15 protein-coding genes and 1 pseudogene are annotated in these 20,118 nt (G+C 69.6%); 13 read left to right on the top strand and 3 right to left on the bottom strand.

The window, feature by feature from the left end; genetic code table 11:
- The first annotated feature begins 25 nt into the window (after positions 1 to 25).
- The 4 genes from metH (at position 26) to ACH4UM_RS11165 (ending at position 8,138) form a co-directional block, all read left to right on the top strand.
- Complete coding sequence (gene metH, locus ACH4UM_RS11180; RefSeq protein ID WP_398176417.1) at positions 26 to 3,538, top strand: methionine synthase; 3,513 nt, start codon at positions 26 to 28, stop codon at positions 3,536 to 3,538.
- 217 nt (positions 3,539 to 3,755) lie between these two features.
- A complete protein-coding gene (locus tag ACH4UM_RS11175; RefSeq protein WP_398176415.1) occupies positions 3,756 to 4,457 on the top strand; it encodes an HAD family hydrolase in 702 nt (233 codons plus the stop codon).
- A gap of 402 nt (positions 4,458 to 4,859) precedes the next feature.
- Positions 4,860 to 6,464 carry an ABC transporter substrate-binding protein gene (locus tag ACH4UM_RS11170; RefSeq protein WP_398176413.1) on the top strand — a complete coding sequence of 535 codons (1,605 nt, stop codon included), beginning with the start codon at positions 4,860 to 4,862 and terminating at the stop codon, positions 6,462 to 6,464.
- A gap of 93 nt (positions 6,465 to 6,557) precedes the next feature.
- Positions 6,558 to 8,138: an ABC transporter substrate-binding protein gene (locus tag ACH4UM_RS11165; protein WP_398176411.1), complete on the top strand. Its 1,581-nt coding sequence runs from the start codon at positions 6,558 to 6,560 to the stop codon at positions 8,136 to 8,138.
- A gap of 27 nt (positions 8,139 to 8,165) precedes the next feature.
- Here ACH4UM_RS11165 and ACH4UM_RS11160 read toward each other — a convergent pair whose 3' ends face one another.
- Both ACH4UM_RS11160 and ACH4UM_RS11155 read right to left on the bottom strand, forming a co-directional pair.
- The gene (locus tag ACH4UM_RS11160) at positions 8,166 to 8,837 is read right to left on the bottom strand and encodes a response regulator transcription factor (RefSeq protein WP_086728460.1); all 672 of its coding nucleotides are present in this window, start codon (positions 8,835 to 8,837) and stop codon (positions 8,166 to 8,168) included.
- A 44-nt stretch (positions 8,838 to 8,881) separates the two neighbouring features.
- The gene (locus tag ACH4UM_RS11155; RefSeq protein ID WP_398176409.1) at positions 8,882 to 9,931 is read right to left on the bottom strand and encodes a RecB family exonuclease; all 1,050 of its coding nucleotides are present in this window, start codon (positions 9,929 to 9,931) and stop codon (positions 8,882 to 8,884) included.
- A gap of 174 nt (positions 9,932 to 10,105) precedes the next feature.
- Here ACH4UM_RS11155 and ACH4UM_RS11150 point away from each other — a divergent pair, with 174 nt between their 5' ends.
- The 3 genes from ACH4UM_RS11150 to ACH4UM_RS11140 all read left to right on the top strand — a co-directional run bounded on the left by ACH4UM_RS11150 (position 10,106) and on the right by ACH4UM_RS11140 (position 13,622).
- Positions 10,106 to 11,869, top strand: a complete 1,764-nt coding sequence (locus ACH4UM_RS11150) for a site-2 protease family protein (RefSeq protein WP_398176407.1) — start codon at positions 10,106 to 10,108, stop codon at positions 11,867 to 11,869.
- A gap of 62 nt (positions 11,870 to 11,931) precedes the next feature.
- Positions 11,932 to 12,834, top strand: coding sequence for a tRNA (adenine-N1)-methyltransferase (locus ACH4UM_RS11145; RefSeq protein ID WP_398176405.1), 903 nt, complete (start codon positions 11,932 to 11,934; stop codon positions 12,832 to 12,834).
- Between the two features lie 209 nt (positions 12,835 to 13,043).
- Positions 13,044 to 13,622, top strand: coding sequence for a hypothetical protein (locus ACH4UM_RS11140; RefSeq protein WP_398176403.1), 579 nt, complete (start codon positions 13,044 to 13,046; stop codon positions 13,620 to 13,622).
- 59 nt (positions 13,623 to 13,681) lie between these two features.
- Here ACH4UM_RS11140 and ACH4UM_RS11135 read toward each other — a convergent pair whose 3' ends face one another.
- The gene (locus tag ACH4UM_RS11135; RefSeq protein WP_398176401.1) at positions 13,682 to 13,987 is read right to left on the bottom strand and encodes a ferredoxin; all 306 of its coding nucleotides are present in this window, start codon (positions 13,985 to 13,987) and stop codon (positions 13,682 to 13,684) included.
- A gap of 243 nt (positions 13,988 to 14,230) precedes the next feature.
- Between ACH4UM_RS11135 and arc the strand changes: the two genes are divergently transcribed.
- The 6 genes and pseudogenes from arc (at position 14,231) to prcA (ending at position 20,113) form a co-directional block, all read left to right on the top strand.
- Positions 14,231 to 15,997 carry a proteasome ATPase gene (gene arc, locus ACH4UM_RS11130; RefSeq protein ID WP_398176399.1) on the top strand — a complete coding sequence of 589 codons (1,767 nt, stop codon included), beginning with the start codon at positions 14,231 to 14,233 and terminating at the stop codon, positions 15,995 to 15,997.
- 233 nt (positions 15,998 to 16,230) lie between these two features.
- Positions 16,231 to 17,742, top strand: coding sequence for a depupylase/deamidase Dop (dop, locus tag ACH4UM_RS11125; RefSeq protein WP_398176397.1), 1,512 nt, complete (start codon positions 16,231 to 16,233; stop codon positions 17,740 to 17,742).
- Between the two features lie 180 nt (positions 17,743 to 17,922).
- Positions 17,923 to 18,141, top strand: coding sequence for a ubiquitin-like protein Pup (locus tag ACH4UM_RS11120; protein ID WP_398176395.1), 219 nt, complete (start codon positions 17,923 to 17,925; stop codon positions 18,139 to 18,141).
- A gap of 146 nt (positions 18,142 to 18,287) precedes the next feature.
- Positions 18,288 to 18,503: pseudogene (locus ACH4UM_RS11115) on the top strand (endonuclease VII domain-containing protein); the annotation flags it as partial.
- On the top strand, positions 18,455 to 19,300 hold the full coding sequence (prcB, locus tag ACH4UM_RS11110; protein ID WP_398176393.1) for a proteasome subunit beta: 846 nt from the start codon (positions 18,455 to 18,457) through the stop codon (positions 19,298 to 19,300). The pseudogene ACH4UM_RS11115 and the gene prcB, both read left to right, overlap by 49 nt.
- Before the next feature lie 60 nt (positions 19,301 to 19,360).
- Positions 19,361 to 20,113, top strand: coding sequence for a proteasome subunit alpha (gene prcA / locus ACH4UM_RS11105; protein ID WP_398176391.1), 753 nt, complete (start codon positions 19,361 to 19,363; stop codon positions 20,111 to 20,113).
- The last annotated feature ends 5 nt before the right edge of the window (positions 20,114 to 20,118 follow it).

Here is a 20,118-nt window from a genome sequence, read left to right as displayed (position 1 = left end):
CGTCGCACCTCAAGGGAGCCCCTTCATGGCCTCGTTGCCGCCGACCCCCTCCACCGACAGCCGGACCCGCGTGTCCGCCCTCCGCGAGGCGCTCGCCACCCGTGTGGTGGTCGCCGACGGGGCGATGGGCACCATGCTCCAGGCTCAGGAGCCCACGCTCGAGGACTTCGAGAACCTCGAGGGCTGCAACGAGATCCTGAACGCCACCCGGCCCGACATCGTCCGCTCGGTGCACTCCGCCTACTTCGACGTGGGCGTGGACTGTGTGGAGACCAACACCTTCGGCGCCAACCTCACGGCCCTGGGCGAGTACGACATCGCCGAACGCATCACCGAACTGTCCGAGGCCGGCGCCCGCATCGCCCGCGAGACGGCGGACGAGTTCACCGGCCGGGACGGCCGGCCGCGCTGGGTCCTCGGCTCCATGGGCCCGGGCACCAAGCTGCCCACCCTCGGGCACACCACCTTCACCGCCGTCCGCGACGCCTACCAGCAGAACGCGGAGGGACTGCTCGCCGGCGGCGCCGATGCGCTGCTCGTGGAGACCACCCAGGACCTGCTCCAGACCAAGGCCTCCGTCATCGCCGCCCGCCGCGCGATGGAGACGGCCGGCTACGAGGTCCCGCTGATCGTGTCGGTGACCGTGGAGACCACCGGCACGATGCTGCTCGGCTCGGAGATCGGCGCCGCGCTGACCGCGCTGGAACCGCTCGGCATCGACATGATCGGCCTGAACTGCGCGACCGGCCCGGCCGAGATGAGCGAGCACCTGCGCTATCTGTCCCGCCACTCCCGCATCCCGCTGTCGTGCATGCCGAACGCCGGCCTGCCGGTGCTGACCGCGGCCGGCGCTCACTACCCGCTGACCGCGCCGGAGCTCGCCGACGCCCAGGAGAACTTCGTCCGCGACTACGGCCTGTCCCTGATCGGCGGCTGCTGCGGCACCACGCCCGAGCACCTGCGCCAGGTGGTGGAGCGGGTCCGCGACACCAGCCCGGTTCAGCGGAACCCGCGTCCGGAGCCCGGCGCCGCCTCGCTCTACCAGACCGTCCCCTTCCGCCAGGACACCTCCTACCTGGCGATCGGTGAGCGCACCAACGCCAACGGCTCCAGGAAGTTCCGCGAGGCCATGCTCGAGGGCCACTGGGACGACTGCGTGGAGATGGCACGCGAGCAGATCCGCGAGGGCGCGCACATGCTCGACCTGTGCGTCGACTACGTCGGACGGGACGGCGTCGCCGACATGGCCGAGCTGGCGGGACGCTTCGCCACCGCCTCCACCCTGCCGATCGTGCTGGACTCCACCGAGGTCGACGTCATCCGGGCCGGCCTCGAGAAGCTCGGCGGCCGCGCGGTGATCAACTCCGTCAACTACGAGGACGGCGACGGACCCGAGTCGCGGTTCGCGCGGGTCACCGCCCTCGCCCGGGAGCACGGCGCCGCGCTGATCGCCCTGACCATCGACGAGGAGGGCCAGGCCCGTACCGCCGAGAAGAAGGTCGAGATCGCCGAGCGGCTGATCGGCGACCTGACCGGCAACTGGGGCATCCACGAGGAGGACATCCTCGTGGACTGTCTGACCTTCACCATCTGCACCGGCCAGGAGGAGTCCCGCAAGGACGGCCTGGCCACCATCGAGGGCATCCGTGAGCTGAAGAGGCGCCACCCGAAGGTGCAGACGACGCTCGGCCTGTCCAACATCTCCTTCGGCCTGAACCCGGCCGCCCGCATCCTGCTGAACTCCGTCTTCCTGGACGAGTGCGTCAAGGCGGGCCTGGACTCGGCGATCGTGCACGCCTCCAAGATCCTGCCGATCGCCCGCTTCGACGAGGAGCAGGTGACCACCGCCCTCGACCTGATTTACGACCGCCGCGCCGAGGGCTACGACCCGCTGCAGAAGCTGATGGCGCTCTTCGAGGGCGCCACCGCCAAGTCGCTCAAGGCGGGCAAGGCCGAGGAACTGGCCGCCCTGCCGCTGGAGGAACGCCTCAAGCGGCGGATCATCGACGGCGAGCGCAACGGCCTGGAGGCCGACCTCGACGAGGCCCTGCAGACCCGCAAGGCCCTCGACATCGTCAACGACACCCTCCTGGACGGCATGAAGGTCGTCGGCGAGCTGTTCGGCTCCGGCCAGATGCAGCTGCCGTTCGTGCTGCAGTCCGCCGAGGTCATGAAGGTGGCCGTCGCCCACCTCGAACCGCACATGGACAAGACCGACGAGGCCGGCAAGGGCACCATCGTGCTCGCCACCGTGCGCGGCGACGTGCACGACATCGGCAAGAACCTCGTCGACATCATCCTGTCCAACAACGGCTACAACGTCGTCAACCTCGGCATCAAGCAGCCGGTCTCCGCGATCCTGGAAGCCGCCCACGAGCACAGGGCCGACGTCATCGGCATGTCCGGGCTCCTTGTCAAGTCCACGGTGATCATGAAGGAGAACCTGGAGGAGCTCAACCAGCGCGGCCTCGCGGCGACCTACCCGGTCATCCTCGGCGGCGCCGCCCTGACCAGGGCATACGTCGAGCAGGACCTGTACGGGCTGTACGAGGGCGAGGTCCGCTACGCCCGCGACGCGTTCGAGGGACTGCGCCTGATGGACGCCCTCATCGGCGTCAAGCGGGGCGTACCCGGTGCCAAGCTGCCCGAACTGCGCCCGCGCCGGGTGCGGGCGGCCGCGGTCGAGATCGAGGAGCGCCCACAGGAGGGCCACGTCCGCTCCGACGTGGCCACCGACAACCCGGTGCCCACCCCGCCGTTCTGGGGCACCCGGGTGGTCAAGGGCATCCAGCTCAAGGAGTACGCGTCCTGGCTGGACGAGGGCGCCCTGTTCAAGGGCCAGTGGGGCCTGAAGCAGGCCCGCACCGGCGACGGGCCGACCTACGAGGAGCTGGTGGAGACCGAGGGCCGCCCCCGGCTGCGCGGCCTGCTGGACCGCCTCCAGACCGAGAACCTCCTCGAAGCCGCGGTCGTCCACGGCTACTTCCCCTGCGTCTCCAAGGACGACGACCTGATCATCCTGGACGAGCGGGGCAACGAGCGCACCCGCTTCACCTTCCCGCGCCAGCGCCGGGGCCGCCGGCTGTGCCTGGCCGACTTCTTCCGCCCGGAGGAGTCGGGGGAGACGGACGTGGTGGGCCTTCAGGTCGTCACCGTCGGCTCGCGGATCGGGGAGGAGACCGCGCGGCTGTTCGCCGCCGACTCCTACCGCGACTACCTGGAACTGCACGGCCTGTCCGTCCAGTTGGCCGAGGCCCTCGCCGAGTACTGGCACGCGCGCGTGCGCGCCGAGCTCGGCTTCGCAGGGGAGGACCCGGCCGACATCGAGGACATGTTCGCCCTGAAGTACCGCGGCGCCCGCTTCTCCCTCGGCTACGGCGCCTGCCCCGACCTGGAGGACCGCACCAAGATCGCCGAGCTGCTCCAGCCCGAGCGCATCGGCGTCCGGCTGTCCGAGGAGTTCCAGCTCCACCCCGAGCAGTCCACCGACGCGATCGTGATCCACCACCCGGAGGCGAAGTACTTCAACGCACGCTGAGGCGCCGTCCCGGCCCGCGGCCCGCGCCCTTCCCGGCCCGCGCACGGGCACGCCGGCGTGCTCCCCCGGCCCCCGAAGGGGCTGAAATGGGAGTGCCCAGGTCGCAGCGATTCAAACGAGGCGATTTCACCGCCGAAGTCGTACACTGGTCGGTCCACTGCAGGCCGGTTCCCCGCGCGGGAACCGGCCTGATCGTCCCTCAAGGAGGTGCGCCCGGATGACCAGCACGGTCCCCGCGCTCGGAACCCGTACGGCCGAAGGCTCAGCCCTGCAGGCCGTGCTCCTCGACATGGACGGAACCCTGGTGGACAGCGAGGGCTTCTGGTGGGACGTCGAAGTGGAGGTCTTCGCGGCCCTAGGACACACACTCGACGAGTCCTGGAGACACGTCGTGGTCGGCGGCCCCATGACCCGCAGCGCCGGCTTCCTGATCGAGGCCACCGGCGCCGCCATCACCCTCGCCGAGGTCACGGTGCTGCTCAACCAGGGCTTCGAGGAGCGCATCGAGAGCGCCCTGCCCCTGATGCCCGGAGCCGCACGGCTGCTGGCCGAGCTGGCCGAGCACGAGATCCCCACCGCCCTGGTCTCCGCCTCCCACCGGCGCATCATCGACCGCGTCCTGCTCTCCCTCGGCACCCACCACTTCTCCCTGTCGGTCGCCGGCGACGAGGTGGCGCGCACCAAGCCGCACCCCGACCCCTATCTGCTGGCCGCCTGCGGACTGGGCGTGGATCCGGCCAGGTGTGCGGTCGTCGAGGACACCGCGACCGGCGTCGCGGCGGCGGAGGCCGCCGGCTGCCACGTGGTCGCCGTGCCCTCCGTCGCGCCCATTTCACCCGCTCCCCGGCGGACCGTCGTCGCCTCGCTGGAACAAGTGGACGTGCCATTTCTGCACGGTCTGATGACGGAGATGCGCTGATTCATACTTCAGCAGGGCATGAATATATGCATTTATTCATGCCCTGCTGAAGCATGAATTCATACTTGCGGCTGAATTCCGCTGTTCCGCAGGCGAGTTGAGGGTGTGATGTTCGCCACTCTCAGGGGGGTCGGTGAGGGGGTCGAGGCGTGTTCGCGGGTCGCCTCCGTGCACCCTTGTGTCCCGATTGGTGGGACGCTGTACGGATCCTTCTGCGGGCCGGTGCTCCGCACCGTTCACGCCCGGTTTCCCTGCGTGATGGGTATTCAACTCCGATGGCTGCAATCCTTCATGGGGAGTCGGATTAACCTCATCGCGAGAACATCGCCATTACCCCCGTGATCCGCAGCAACACCCATGCATGTCGGATACACGGGCCCCTCGCCCTGGAGAAACTCGAGCATGAACCGCAAGACTTTGGTGCTGCCGGCCGTCGCCGGTCTGCTCGCCCCGGTCCTCGCCGCCTGCGGCGGTTCCGGCAGCGGCAGCAACAGCGACGGCGCCATCGTCGTCGGCACCACGGACCGGTTCACCGCCTCGAAGGACGCGCCCGCGCCCCTCGACCCGGCGTACGCCTACGACGTCGGCACCTGGAACATCCTGCGACAGACCGTGCAGACCCTGATGATCCAGCCCAAGGGTGACGGCGACCCCGTACCCGAGGCCGCCGAGAAGTGCGGCTTCACCGACAGCGGCAACGAGCGGTACGCCTGCACCCTGCGCGACGGCCTGAAGTTCGCCGGCGGCGACCCCATCACCGCGGCCGACGTGAAGTACTCCATCGACCGCGCCCGAGCCATCAAGGCCGACAGCGGCGTGGCCGCCCTGCTGTCCACCGTCGACACCGTGGAGACCCAGGGCGAGCGCGAGGTCATCTTCCACCTCAACACCGCCGACGCCACCTTCCCGTACAAGCTGTCGACTCCGGTCGCGGGCATCATCAACCCCAAGGACTACGAGAAGAACAAGCTGCGCGAGGGCTTCGCGGTGGACGGCTCCGGCCCGTACACGATGGCGGCCGACGTCAAGAACGGCGAGCTCGCCGACGCCGTCTTCACCAAGAACCCCAACTACAAGGGGACGTTGAAGCTCAGCAACGACAAGGTGGAGATGCGCTCCTTCGCGGACGCCGACACCATGGGCGCCGCGCTCGACAAGGGCGACATCGACGTGATGACCCGCACCATGTCGCCGGACCAGATCCGCAAGCTCCAGGCCGCCTCCGGCGGCAACGTCGACCTGGTCGAGATGCCCGGCCTGGAAATCCGCTACCTGGCCTTCAACACCGACGCCCCGTCGGTGAAGAGCAAGGCCGTGCGCGAGGCCATGGCCCAGGTCGTCAACCGCAGCGAACTCGTCGCCAAGGTCTACGGCTCCCAGGCCGAACCGCTGTACTCGCTGGTCCCGGCCACCATCACCGGCCACTCCAACGCGTTCTTCAACAAGTACGGCGACCCCAGCGTGAGCAAGGCCAAGGCGCTGCTGAGCGCGGCCGGCATCACCACGCCGGTGAAGATGACGCTGCACTACACGACCGACCACTACGGTCCGGCCACCAAGAAGGAATTCGAGATCCTTCAGCAGCAGCTCAACGCCAGCGGTCTGTTCGACGTCCAGACCCAGGGCGCGCCGTGGTCCGCCTTCCGCCCGGCCGAGCAGAAGGGCCAGTACGAGGTCTACGGCATGGGCTGGTTCCCCGACTTCCCGGACGCCGACAACTACCTCGCCCCGTTCCTCGACAAGGACAACTTCCTCGGTTCGCCGTACGCCAACAGCAAGATCCGCAACACCCTGATCCCGCAGTCCCGCCGCGAGGCCGACCGGCTCTCCGCGTCCTCCAGCCTGACGGACATCCAGGACATCGTTGCCAATGACGTCCCGATACTGCCGCTGTGGCAGGGCAAGCAGTACGTCGCCGCACGCGACGACGTCACCGGCACCGCGTACGCCCTCAACTCCTCCGCCACCCTCCAGCTGTGGGAGCTCGGCCGCGGTGTGAAAAGCTAACGGTTCTTGAGGGCCCTGCCGGCGCAGGGCCCTCGCCTGGGGTACGGACTGCGCCCCCCCGGGCTTCCGAGAACCAAAGACAAGGCACATGCAGTGAACATGCGCAACCAGTGGCCAGTCCTGCCCATCGTGGCCGGACTGGCCTCCGGCCTGTTGACCGGATGCGGATCCGAGTCCGGCGATTCCGGGAGTGACGGCTCCCAGATCGTCGTGGGAATGTCCGACGACGTCCTGGCCACGGATCCTGCCTCCGGCTACGACCCCGGCTCGTGGCTGTTGTTCAACAACGTCTTCCAGTCGCTGCTCAGCTTCCCCAAGGGGGGCACGGAGCCGCAGCCGGAAGTGGCCAAGCAGTGCTCCTTCACGGACACCCAGGCCCGGGTATACCGCTGCACGCTCAAGGACGGGCTGAAGTTCAGCAACGGCGACCCGCTCACCGCCGAGGACGTCAAGTTCTCCTTCGAGCGGATGCTGAAGATCAACGACCCGGCCGGCCCGGCGATCATGTTCCCCATGCTCGACACCATCCGGACTCCGGACGAGAAGACCGTCGTCTTCGGGCTGAAGGCCCCCGACGCCACCTTCCCCAGCAAGATAGCCTCCGGCGCCGGCTCCATCGTCGACCACCGGCAGTACGACGCCGACGGGCTGCGCAAGGACGACCGGGCCGTCGGCTCGGGCCCCTACAAGCTGGACTCCTTCGGCAAGGACAAGGCCGTCTTCTCGATCAACAAGAACTACCGGGGCACCGCCAAGACGAAGAACACCGGCGTCACCCTGAAGTTCTTCCACGGGGACCAGGCCGCCCTGAAGCGGGACCTGCTCGCCGGCAACCTCGACATCGCCTACCGCGGCCTGACCGCGCGGGACATCGCCGACATCGACCGGCAGGACGGCGCCCAGGGCGTCGAGGTCGTCGACGGCAGCAGCGCCGAAGTCCAGCACCTGGTCTTCAACATGGACGACCCGGTGGCCGGAAAGCTCGGCGTGCGCAAGGCCATCGCCTACCTGCTCGACCGCGACGCCCTGGTCCAGCAGGTCTACCAGGGAACTGCCACCCCGCTGTACTCGATCATCCCGGCCGGCATCGCCGGCCACAACACGGCCTTCTTCGACACCTACGGCGCCCGCCCCTCCAGGTCCAGGGCCGCCGAGGCACTGCGCGCCGAGGGCGTCTCCGGCAAGGTGAAACTCACCCTCTGGTCCACCCCGTCCCGCTACGGCCCGGCCACCGACGCGGAACTGAAGGCCATCGCCGCCCAGCTCAACGCCAGCGGACTGTTCCAGGCCGACGTGCGGTCGGTGCCGTTCGACCAGTACGAGAAGGACATCGCCAAGGGCAGGTACGGCGTCTACGTCAAGGGCTGGGTCCCGGACTACCCCGACGCCGACAACTTCACGGCACCCTTCTTCGGCAAGGGCAACGTGCTCGGCAACCACTACACGAACGACACCATCACCGGCACGCTCATCCCGCACACCGCCGCCGAGAGCGACCGGGCCGCCACCGACCAGGAGTTCGGCCGGCTGCAGGACATCGTGGCCGAGCAACTGCCCGTCCTGCCGGTCTGGCAGGCCAAGCAGTACGCGGTCGCCCGTAACGGCGTCTACGGACTGGAGTACTGCCTGGACGCCTCGACCGTCTTCCGGTTCGGGGAGCTCAGCAAGGACTGAGTCAGGCGCCCACCGCCGCCCCGGTGCCTACTGCGCGCCGGGGCGCACCAGGCCGCTCTCATAGGCGTACACCGCGGCCTGCACACGGTCGCGCAGCCCCAGCTTGGTCAGCACGTGCCCGACATGTGTCTTGACGGTGGTCTCGCTGACGAACAGATCGGCGGCGATCTCCGCGTTCGACAGCCCGCGCGCCACCAGCTTCAGCACCTCCACCTCGCGCTCGGTGAGGGTGTGCAGGGTGTCCGGCACCGGCTCGTCCCCGGAGGGAAGGTGCGTGGCGTACTTGTCCAGCAGCCGGCGTGTGATGCTCGGCGCCAGCATCGCCTCGCCGGCCGCGACCACCCGGATCGCCTGCACCAGCTCGTCGGCGGGCGCGTCCTTGAGCAGGAAGCCGCTCGCACCGGCGCGCAGCGCCTCCACCACGTACTCGTCGAGGTCGAACGTGGTGAGCACCAGCACTTTCGCCGGGCCGTCCCGCCCGGGGCCGGTGATCTGCCGGGTCGCCTCCACACCGTCCATCCGCGGCATGCGGATGTCCATCAGCACCACATCGGGCTGCAGGGCGCGCACCTGGTCCAGGGCCTGCAGACCGTCACCGGCCTCGCCCACGACCGCGAGATCCTGCTCCGCCTCCAGGATCATCCGGAATCCGGTACGCAGCAGGGGCTGGTCGTCGACCAGTAGGACGCGGATGGCCACGTGAGTCTCCTTCGCTAGTCCGGCCCCATTCTGCCCTGCACCGGTCAAGTCGCTCGTCCCAGGGGCAGCGGGTAGGGCGGGGGAGTGCCGCCGAACTCCGGGCAGTGGGCCTGGTGGTCGCACCAGCCGCACAGCTTGGTGGGGCGCGGCCGCCAGTCACCGGTCTCGGTGGCCAGCCGGATCGCCTCCCACAGCGCCAGCAGCTTGCGCTCGACCCGCTCCAGATCGGCCGGGACCGGGTCGTACGTCAGCATGTCACCGCTGCCGAGGTACACCAGCTGGAGCCGGCGCGGCACGATCTTCTTCAGCCGCCACACGACCAGGGCGTAGAACTTCATCTGGAACAGCGCGCCCTCGGCGTACTCGGGGCGGGGCGCCTTGCCGGTCTTGTAGTCGACGATCCGCACCTCGCCCGTGGGCGCCACGTCCACCCGGTCGATGATCCCGCGCAGCCGCAGTCCGGAGTCCAGCTCCGTCTCGACGAAAAGCTCCCGCTCGGCCGGTTCCAGCCGCGTCGGATCCTCCAGTGCGAACCAGCGCTCGACCAGCTGCTCCGCCTGCGCCAGCCAGCTCGCCAGCCGCTCGCCGTCCGCGTCGTCGGCGAACAGCTCCACGAGCTCCGGTCTGCTCTTACGCAGCCGGTCCCACTGACCGGGGATCAGCGCCTTGGCCCGCGGTGCGGTCCGCTCGGTGGCCGGGGCGTCGAAGAGCCGCTCGAGCACGGCGTGCACCAGCGTGCCCCTGGTGGCCGCCTCGCTCGGCTTCTCCGGCAGCCGGTCGATCACCCGGAACCGGTACAGCAGCGGGCACTGCATGAAGTCCCCGGCCCGGGAGGGGGAGAGGGAGGACGGCGGTACGGCGGGGGAAACCGCCGGGCCCGCGGTGACGGCGACCGTCTCGGACGCGGCGACCGTCTCGGACGCGGTGGCCGCCGCCCGCAAGGTCATCGCCTCGTCGGTGCTCGCCCCGTGCGCGCCGGCCGCCCGCACGGCAACCGCCTCCCCCTGCGGCGCCCCGGCCGGCATCCGGCCCGACGCCTGCTCCGGTACGGTGCCGCCGCGGGCCGCCGCCCCGCCCTCCGTGCTCGTCTCCATGCCACAGACCTTACGGCCAGCCACTGACAGTGACCCGGCCGCGGTCATGAAGGGCGCGAAGGCGGGAAAAACACAGGGGGTGCCGGGCGGAACCGTTCGCCACGGCCGCATACCATCGATCAGAGACCTTCCGGCCGCCTGGCGCGGGAGAGGCGCTTCTAACGAGGGGACACCGTGGACGTGAGCGGCAGGAGCGGGCAGCCGCGTTCCGGCAACGACGAGTCGGCCGAGCGCCACACGGGCCCGGCCGCCGGCACGGAGCGCCCCGGCACCGGCCCGGCCCCGCGCGGTTCCGGGCCCGGCGAGTGCCCGGCCGGGCAGGCGCACGCGGATGCGGCGGGAAGGGCGAAGAAGGCGGAGGACCCGGAGCGCGGCGACGCCGACGAGGCGCGCGCGGCGACGCCGGAGCCGGGCGCCCCGGTCACGGCCGGCGAGCCGTCGCCGGACCCCGGCGCTCCGGGGCCGGCCGGGCCGGCCGGGGACGACGACCCGACCGGACACCCGGTCGCACACCCGGTCCGCGCCACCGCCGCACAGGACGAGGACCGATCCGGCGGCACGGCACCCGCCACGGACGGCGGCGACGCCACGGGGCCCGCCTCCGCACCCGACCGCTCGACCGGCGCCCACCCCGACACCCACCCCGACCGGGACCACGCCCACAGCGCCGACGCGCACCCGCACACTCCCGTCCGCGCCCACGTCGAGCACGACTCCCACCCCGACCGGACCCTGGCCCACTCCGGTACCGGGCGGGTCCGGCCGCCGCGCAGGCCGCGGGAGCCCGGGGGCGGCCTGCTCATGGGACGGCCCTTCGGCGTGCCCGTGTACGTGGCGCCCAGCTGGTTCCTCGTGGCCGCCCTGATCACCTGGGTGTTCGGCGGCCAGCTCGACCGCGTGCTGCCCGGGCTCGGCGTCGCCCGCTATCTCGTCGCCCTGTTCTTCGCGGTCGCCTTCTACGGCTCCGTCCTCGTGCACGAACTCGCCCACACGATCGCCGCGCTCCGCTTCAAGCTCCCGGTACGCCGCATCCAGCTGCAGTTCTTCGGCGGCGTCTCCGAGATCGAGAAGGAGGCCGAGACCCCCGGCCGCGAGTTCGTCCTCGCCTTCGTCGGCCCCCTGCTCTCGCTGATCCTGGCCGGCCTCTTCTACCTCGCCCTCCAGCCCGTCGAACGGGGCTCCGTCCCCGGCGTCCTGCTGGCCGGCCTGATGATCTCCAACCTCATCGTGGCCGTCTTCAACCTGCTGCCCGGCCTCCCCCTCGACGGCGGCCGTATGCTCCGTGCCGTCGTCTGGAAGATCACCGGCCGGCCGATGAGCGGCACCGTCGCCGCCGCCTGGGTCGGCCGCGCCCTCGCCGTCTCCGTCCTCATCGGACTGCCCCTGCTCACCCAGTCCGGCTCCCTCGGCACCACCGCCGAGAACAGCGTCGGCATGGACACCGTCACCGACGCACTGCTCGCCGCCATCCTCGCCGCCATCATCTGGACCGGCGCCGGCAACAGCCTGCGCATGGCCCGCCTGCGCGAGCACCTCCCCGAGCTGCGCGCCCGCAACCTCACCCGCCGCGCGGTCCCCGTCGAGACCAACACCTCCCTCGCCGAGGCGCTGCGCCGCGCCAATGCCGCCGGCGCCCGCGCCCTGGTCGTCGTCGACGGCCACGGCGAGCCCCTCTCCCTCGTCCGCGAGTCCGCCATCGCCGGTGTACCCGAGCACCGGCGCCCCTGGGTCTACGCCAGCGAACTCGCCCAGGACCTCACCGACGGCATGCGCGTCTCCGCCGAGCTCGCCGGTGAGGACCTCCTGGACGTCCTGCGCGCCACCCCGGCCACCGAGTACCTCGTGGTCGAGGAGACCGGCGAGATCTACGGCGTGCTGTCCGCCGGCGACGTCGAGCGGGCCTTCGTCAAGGCCATGGCCCGCCCCCAGCCCTCCTGAGCCCCCGCCGTCCGCCCCTGTGCGTGGTCGGCGGCCCCCCGCCGGACCGGTAGGCTGGTCACATGTCCGAACCGACCGGTGCTGCCCGCCGCCGCGGGCCCTTCAAGGTCGGGGACCAGGTACAGCTGACCGACCCCAAGGGCCGCCACTACACGTTCACGCTCGAGGCCGGGAAGAACTTCCACACCCACAAGGGTTCCTTCCCGCACGACGAACTGATCGGCGCACCCGAGGGCAGCGTTGTCCGCACCACCGGCAACGTCGCCTACCTCGCGCTGCGTCCCCTGCTCCCCGACTACGTCCTGTCCATGCCCCGCGGGGCAGCCGTCGTCTACCCCAAGGACGCGGGGCAGATCCTCGCCTTCGCCGACATCTTCCCCGGCGCCCGCGTCGTGGAGGCCGGCGTCGGCTCCGGCTCGCTCAGCAGCTTCCTGCTGCGCGCCATCGGCGACCAGGGCATGCTGCACAGCTACGAGCGCCGCGCCGACTTCGCCGAGATCGCCCAGGCCAACGTCGAGCGCTACTTCGGCGGCGCGCACCCCGCCTGGCAGCTCACCGTCGGCGACCTCCAGGACAACCTGTCGGACACCGACGTCGACCGCGTCATCCTCGACATGCTCGCCCCCTGGGAGTGTCTGGAGGCCGTCTCCAAGGCGCTCGTGCCCGGCGGCATCCTGTGCTGCTACGTCGCGACCACCACCCAGCTCGCCCGGACCGTGGAGTCCATCCGCGAGATCGGCTGCTTCAACGAGCCGACCGCCTGGGAGACGATGATCCGCAACTGGCACATCGAGGGCCTGGCCGTCCGCCCCGACCACCGCATGATCGGGCACACCGGCTTCCTGCTCACCGCCCGCCGCCTCGCCGACGGCGTCGAGCCGCCCATGCGCCGCCGCCGCCCCGCCAAGGGCGCATACGGCGAGGACTACGAGGGCCCCAACGCCGACGGAGGCACCGCCCGCTGACGCGGCCCCGCCACCGGCAACGCAAGGGCGCCGTGGCCGAGTTCCCTGGGACGACCCGGAACTCGGCCACGGCGCCCTCGCGTTGACACCGCACCAGAACACGTCGAGCCGAGCCCGGACAAGTACCCACCCCACCGTTCCCCCGCACTGTGACGTGTGGCACGATGCTGGCCACCCCACCGGCACAGCCCTCACAGGAGACACTCCTAGTGCAGCACTCCGCCGTTCCGGAACTGGCACACACGCACACCCGCCCCATCCACTGGGTCGCCACCGCCGCCGCTGTCGCCGGTGTGGTCGCCCTCTCCCCGGTCCTCCAGCCCGGCTCCGCCACCGCGGCCCAGCCGTCCGGCACCCGGGCGCAGTCCGCCCCCGCCGCCGCGGCGCCCCCCACCACCACGGGCGTGACGTTTCCCCTCCAGTGCGGCCCGCTGAAGGCCGTGGTCGCCAAGCAGGCCTCCGGGGACCTCGACCACGACGGCCTGCCCGAGACCGTGGCCGTCGTGCACTGCGACGGCTCCATGGGCACCCCGCCCGACGCCGTATACGTCCTCACCCGGGCCGCGGGCACCACCGCTTCCCGTGTGGTGGCCACCCTCGTCGATCCCAAGGACCGGTACACGGTCACGGACTTCACCGTGCGCGCGGGCGCGGTCACCGCCACCCTGCTCGGCTACTCCTCGCCCGCCGTACCGAATTGCTGCCCCGACCTCAAGGGCGGCGCGAAGTGGCAGTGGAAGAACGGCGCGTTCATCCGTTCCACACCCTCCCAGGCGCGCGGTATCTGATCCCGCACCCTCCGGAGGTGTGAGAAATCAGACAGTAGTCACACGCCGCACCTGAGGCATCACTCCGCGTCAGGCCCGTACACCTCGACCTTGTCCGCAACGCGGCGCACATGGATGCACTCGCCCGGGCACTCCTTCGCCGAGTCGACCACATCCGTGACAAGCGGCAGCGGCACGGGCGTTGCCGCCCCTCTGGCCTGCAGCAGCTCCTCGCCGGCGCCCTTCACATAGGCCAGACCGTCGATGTCCAGCTCGAACACCTCCGGCGCGTACTGCGCGCAGATGCCGTCACCGGTGCACAGATCCTGGTCGATCCAGACCTCCAGTGCCTCGCCACCGTCCGAGGTCCGCTGCTGCACGCTCATGTCTCCTGCCGTATCGCGTCGAACCGGGCGGGAATCCGGCCAGCTCTGACGGGTGTTGAACGTCTCGACCCTACCTCCGACGGCTTTCCAATCATGTTCGGTGGGTATTCCCCTGGCGTGAGGGAGAGCGCAAGGGTGAAGATCGGACACACCCCGACAGTCTTTGTGATCTAGGGGTTTCAATCGACACCCACCCAGGTAGGGTCTGGAAGCGTCCAGCTCCCCTTGGAGGAGGTGAGGACCGTGGCAGCCCACGACGACGACATGAACCGCGGCATCCGCCCGGGACGAGGGTCCGACGACCCGGCCGGGCAGATCGCCTACCTTGAGCAGGAGATCGCCGTCCTGCGACGCAAGCTCGCCGACTCTCCGCGGCACACGAGGATTCTCGAGGAGCGGATCGTCGAGCTGCAGACCAACCTGGCCGGCGTGTCCGCGCAGAACGAACGGCTCGCGAACACGCTCCGCGAGGCCCGCGACCAGATCGTGGCCCTCAAGGAAGAGGTCGACCGGCTCGCCCAGCCGCCCGCCGGCTTCGGCGTCTTCCTGCAGGCCAACGAGGACGGCACGGCCGACATCTTCACCGGCGGCCGCAAGCTCCGGGTCAACGTCAGCCCCAGCGTCGAGGTCGACGACCTCAGGCGCGGCCAGGAAGTGATGCTCAACGAGGCGCTCAACGTGGTCGAGGCCATGGAGTACGAGCGTGTCGGCGACATCGTCACCCTCAAGGAGATCCTCGAGGACGGCGAGCGCGCCCTGGTGCTCGGGCACACGGACGAGGAACGGGTGGTACGGCTCGCCGAGCCGCTGCTGGACGTCACCATCCGCCCCGGCGACGCGCTCCTGCTCGAACCCCGCTCCGGCTACGTCTACGAGGTCGTGCCCAAGAGCGAGGTCGAGGAACTCGTCCTCGAAGAGGTCCCCGACATCGGCTACGAGCAGATCGGCGGCCTCGGCAACCAGATCGAGGCCATCCGCGACGCGGTCGAGCTCCCCTACCTCTACCCGGACCTGTTCAAGGAGCACGAACTGCGCCCGCCCAAGGGCGTCCTGCTCTACGGGCCCCCCGGATGCGGCAAGACGCTGATCGCCAAGGCCGTCGCCAACTCGCTCGCCAAGAAGGTGGCCGAGGTGACCGGCCAGGCCGCCGGCAAGAGCTTCTTCCTCAACATCAAGGGTCCCGAGCTCCTGAACAAGTACGTCGGCGAGACCGAGCGGCAGATCCGCCTCGTCTTCCAGCGCGCACGGGAGAAGGCCAGCGAGGGCACCCCCGTGATCGTCTTCTTCGACGAGATGGAGTCCCTCTTCCGCACCCGCGGCTCCGGCGTCAGCTCGGACGTGGAGAACACCATCGTCCCCCAGCTGCTCGCCGAGATCGACGGCGTGGAGGGCCTGCAGAACGTGGTCGTGATCGGTGCCTCCAACCGCGAGGACATGATCGACCCCGCCATCCTGCGGCCCGGCCGTCTCGACGTGAAGATCAAGATCGAGCGCCCGGACGCCGAAGCGGCCAGGGACATCTTCGGCAAGTACCTCACCGAGCGTCTCCCGCTGCACGCGGACGACCTCGCGGAGCACGGCGGCGACAAGGACACGACGGTCCAGGGCATGATCCAGACCGCGGTCGAGCACATGTACGCCGAATCCGAGGAGAACCGCTTCCTGGAGGTCACCTACGCCAACGGCGACAAGGAGGTCCTGTACTTCAAGGACTTCAACTCCGGCGCCATGATCGAGAACATCGTGGGCCGCGCCAAGAAGATGGCGATCAAGGACTTCCTGGAGAAGAGCCAGAAGGGTCTCCGCGTCTCCCATCTCCTCCAGGCCTGCGTGGACGAGTTCAAGGAGAACGAGGACCTGCCCAACACCACCAACCCCGACGACTGGGCCCGGATCTCCGGAAAGAAGGGCGAGCGGATCGTCTACATCCGCACCCTCATCACCGGAAAGCAGGGCGCGGACACTGGACGCTCCATCGACACGGTGGCGAACACCGGTCAGTACCTGTAAAGGCGGGGCGGCTGCGGGTGCCCTCGGCGGGTACCCGCAGCCGACCTGTTTTTCGGGCCACGGCTGGAGCAGGCAATGACGCAAATGATCTCCCCACCAGCGCAAAGGCGTTCTAGGCTCTTTCGTACCGCCGGGTCGCGCAGTGCGGGGACGGGCACCGCACAGGCACCTGAGCACCAGCGGTACTTGAGCGGCGCCCACGACCGAGGGTGCCGCCGGGCAAGGAGGGCCGCATGACCGTACGGCGAGTAATGGGCATCGAGACGGAGTACGGGATCTCCGTCCCCGGTCACCCCAACGCCAATGCCATGCTCACCTCGTCCCAGATCGTCAACGCCTACGCGGCGGCGATGCACCGGGCCCGCCGGGCCCGCTGGGACTTCGAGGAGGAGAACCCGCTGCGGGACGCGCGAGGCTTCGACCTCGCCCGTGAGGCCGCCGACTCCAGCCAGCTCACCGACGAGGACATCGGCCTGGCCAACGTGATCCTCACCAATGGCGCACGGCTCTACGTCGACCACGCCCACCCCGAGTACAGCGCCCCCGAGGTCACCAACCCCCGGGACGCCGTCCTCTGGGACAAGGCCGGCGAGCGGATCATGGCCGAGGCCGCCGAACGGGCCGCCCAGCTGCCCGGCGCCCAGCCCATCCACCTCTACAAGAACAACACCGACAACAAGGGCGCCTCCTACGGCACGCACGAGAACTACCTGATGAAACGGGAGACCCCGTTCTCCGACATCGTGCGCCACCTCACGCCCTTCTTCGTCTCCCGCCAGGTCATCGCCGGCGCCGGCCGCGTCGGCATCGGCCAGGACGGCCATGAACACGGCTTCCAGCTCAGCCAGCGCGCCGACTACTTCGAGGTCGAGGTCGGCCTGGAGACGACGCTGAAGCGCCCCATCATCAACACGCGCGACGAGCCGCACGCGGACGCGGAGAAGTACCGCCGCCTGCACGTGATCATCGGCGACGCGAACCTCTCCGAGATCTCGACCTACCTCAAGCTGGGCACAACCGCCCTGGTCCTGTCCATGATCGAGGACGGCTTCATCGCGGTCGACCTGGCCGTCGACCAGCCCGTACGCACCCTCCACCAGGTCTCGCACGACCCGTCGCTCAAGCGCCTGATCACGCTCCGCAGCGGCCGTACGCTCACCGCGGTCCAGCTCCAGATGGAGTACTTCGAACTGTCCCGCAAGTACGTCGAGGAACGCTTCGGCGCCGATGCCGACGACCAGACCAAGGACGTCCTGGCGCGCTGGGAGGACACCCTCAACCGCCTGGAGAACGACCCCATGAGCCTGGCCGGCGAGCTGGACTGGGTCGCCAAGCGGGAGCTCATGGAAGGCTACCGGCGCCGAGACGGCCTCGACTGGGACGCCGCCCGGCTCCACCTCGTCGACCTCCAGTACGCGGACGTACGCCCCGAGAAGGGCCTCTACAACCGCCTGGTGGCCCGCGGACGCATCAAGCGCCTCCTGGGCGAGAGCGAGGTCGACCGGGCCCGTACGAAGCCGCCGGAGGACACCCGCGCCTATTTCCGTGGCCGCTGCCTGGAGCAGTACGCCGACGACGTCGCCGCGGCCTCCTGGGACTCGGTCATCTTCGACCTTCCGGGCCGTGACTCGCTCCAGCGCGTCCCAACCCTGGAACCGCTTCGCGGAACGCGTAATCACGTCAAGGAGCTCCTGGATCGCTGCCGCACGGCCGAAGACCTGGTCAGGGTCCTCTCGGGCGGCTGAACGGGTACCCGGACGGGGCGGCTCGGCCGGGGTGGAAATCCCGGCGTCCGGGAATCATCGAGGTGGCCCTCGTACGTTGGAGAAACTGCAGGGCCGATGTCGGATCCGGCTTGTAGGGTCTGATCATCACCGATCGGCGTAATGCCGACCATGTCGGGCGAACTGAGCGGGGTGAGGGTTATGGCAACGAAGGACACCGGCGGCGGGCAGCAGAAGGCCACGCGCTCGACCGAGGAGGTCGAGGAGCAGGCGCAGGACGCCCAGGCTTCAGAGGACCTCAAGGAGCGCCACGAGAAGCTCAGCGACGACGTGGACGACGTCCTCGACGAAATCGATGACGTCCTCGAGGCCAATGCCGAGGACTTCGTGCGCTCCTTCGTTCAGAAGGGTGGTCAGTAGACCGCTTCTTCCTTCGAACTGAAGGAAAACGGGTGAAGCGGTGGCGGACGACTCGGCCGACGAAGCGCTGTGTGCGGTGACATGAGGTCGCGCCGCACGCAGCCTTCGCCGCCGGGTGCCGGCCACCTCCGCGGGGGGTTCGGCGAGGGCTCTGCGTCGGCTGCCCGAAGGCTTCCGCTGTTCATGTGGATCACTGCCACGAGACGGGTAGGGTCCGTGGCGTACTGTGCTTCAGCTGCAACGCCGCACTGGGGCAGTTCAAGGATCGGCCCGATGTCACAAGGCGGGCTGCTGCTTACGTGGAAGGAATCGCGTGGAAGCCAACACTCGTAGCACCGGGCGTCTACCAGCTGCCTTCCTGACGCCTGGGTCCTCGTCCTTCATGGACTTCCTCTCCGAGCACCAGCCGGAGCTGCTGCCGGGCAAGCGGCAGCTGCCGCCCACGCAGGGCGTGATCGAGGCGCCGCACGGCACGACGATCGTGGCTGCGACGTTCCCGGGGGGCGTCGTGCTGGCCGGCGACCGGCGCGCCACGATGGGGAACGTCATCGCGCAGCGGGACATCGAAAAGGTGTTCCCGGCGGACGAGTACTCCGCGGTCGGCATCGCCGGTACGGCCGGTCTGGCCGTGGAGATGGTGAAGCTGTTCCAGCTGGAGCTGGAGCACTTCGAGAAGGTGGAGGGGACGCAGCTCTCGCTGGAGGGCAAGGCGAACCGGCTGTCGACGATGATCCGTTCCAACCTGGGCATGGCCATGCAGGGTCTGGCCGTGGTGCCGCTCTTCGCGGGTTTCGACCTGGACCGTGACAGGGGCCGGATCTTCTCCTACGACGTGACGGGCGGCCGCTCCGAGGAGCACGGCTACGCGGCGACGGGCTCGGGTTCGGTCTTCGCGCGCGGTGCGATGAAGAAGCTGTTCCGTGAGGACCTGTCCGAGGCCGAGGCGACCACACTTGTGGTGCAGGCCCTGTATGACGCGGCAGACGACGACTCGGCGACCGGCGGTCCCGATGTCGCCCGCCGGATCTATCCGATCGTCACCGTGATCAGCGATGACGGCTTCCGCCGGCTGACGGACGACGAGTCCTCCGAGATCGCCCGTTCGGTGCTCCAGCGGCGTCTCGAGCAGCCCGACGGCCCGCGGGCCGCGCTGCTGTAGCCGGCGTCGGTTCTTGCTCAGGGTGATCCAGTGACTTCGACAGAAAGGGACGGATAACCGGTGTCGACGCCGTTCTATGTCTCACCTCAGCAGGCCATGGCCGACCGGGCGGAATACGCCCGCAAGGGCATCGCCCGTGGCCGCAGCCTGGTCGTGCTGCAGTACGCCGACGGAATCGTGTTCGTCGGTGAGAATCCGTCCCGCGCACTGCACAAGTTCAGCGAGATCTATGACCGGATCGGTTTCGCGGCCGCCGGCAAGTACAACGAGTACGAGAATCTGCGGATCGGCGGTGTCCGCTATGCCGATCTGCGGGGTTACACCTACGACCGCGGCGACGTGACGGCCCGCGGCCTGGCCAACGTCTACGCCCAGACGCTGGGCACGATCTTCTCCAGCGCGGCGGAGAAGCCGTACGAGGTGGAGCTGGTGGTCGCCGAGGTGGGGGAGACCCCGGACGGCGACCAGATCTACCGGCTCCCGCACGACGGGTCGATCGTGGACGAGCACGGCTCGGTCGCGGTCGGTGGCAATGCCGAGCAGATCAGCAGTTATCTGGACCAGCGGCACCGGGACGGGATGTCGCTGGCCGAGGCGCTGAAGCTGGCGGTGCAGGCCCTGTCCCGGGACACCAACGGCAGCGAGCGGGAGATCCCCGCCGAGCGACTGGAGGTGGCGGTGCTGGACCGTACGCGTCCGCAGAAGCGCAAGTTCAAGCGGATCGTCGGCCGTCAGCTCGGCCGGCTGCTGGAGGCGGACGGCGCCGCGACGGAGGCGGAGAGCGCCGAGGAGGACGGTTCCGAGGAGGAGTAGTCCTG

It is taken from the genome of Streptomyces sp. NPDC020801 (assembly GCF_044334385.1).
Lineage (GTDB): Bacteria > Actinomycetota > Actinomycetes > Streptomycetales > Streptomycetaceae > Streptomyces.
This window is presented reverse-complemented; position numbering and strand designations above follow the sequence as displayed.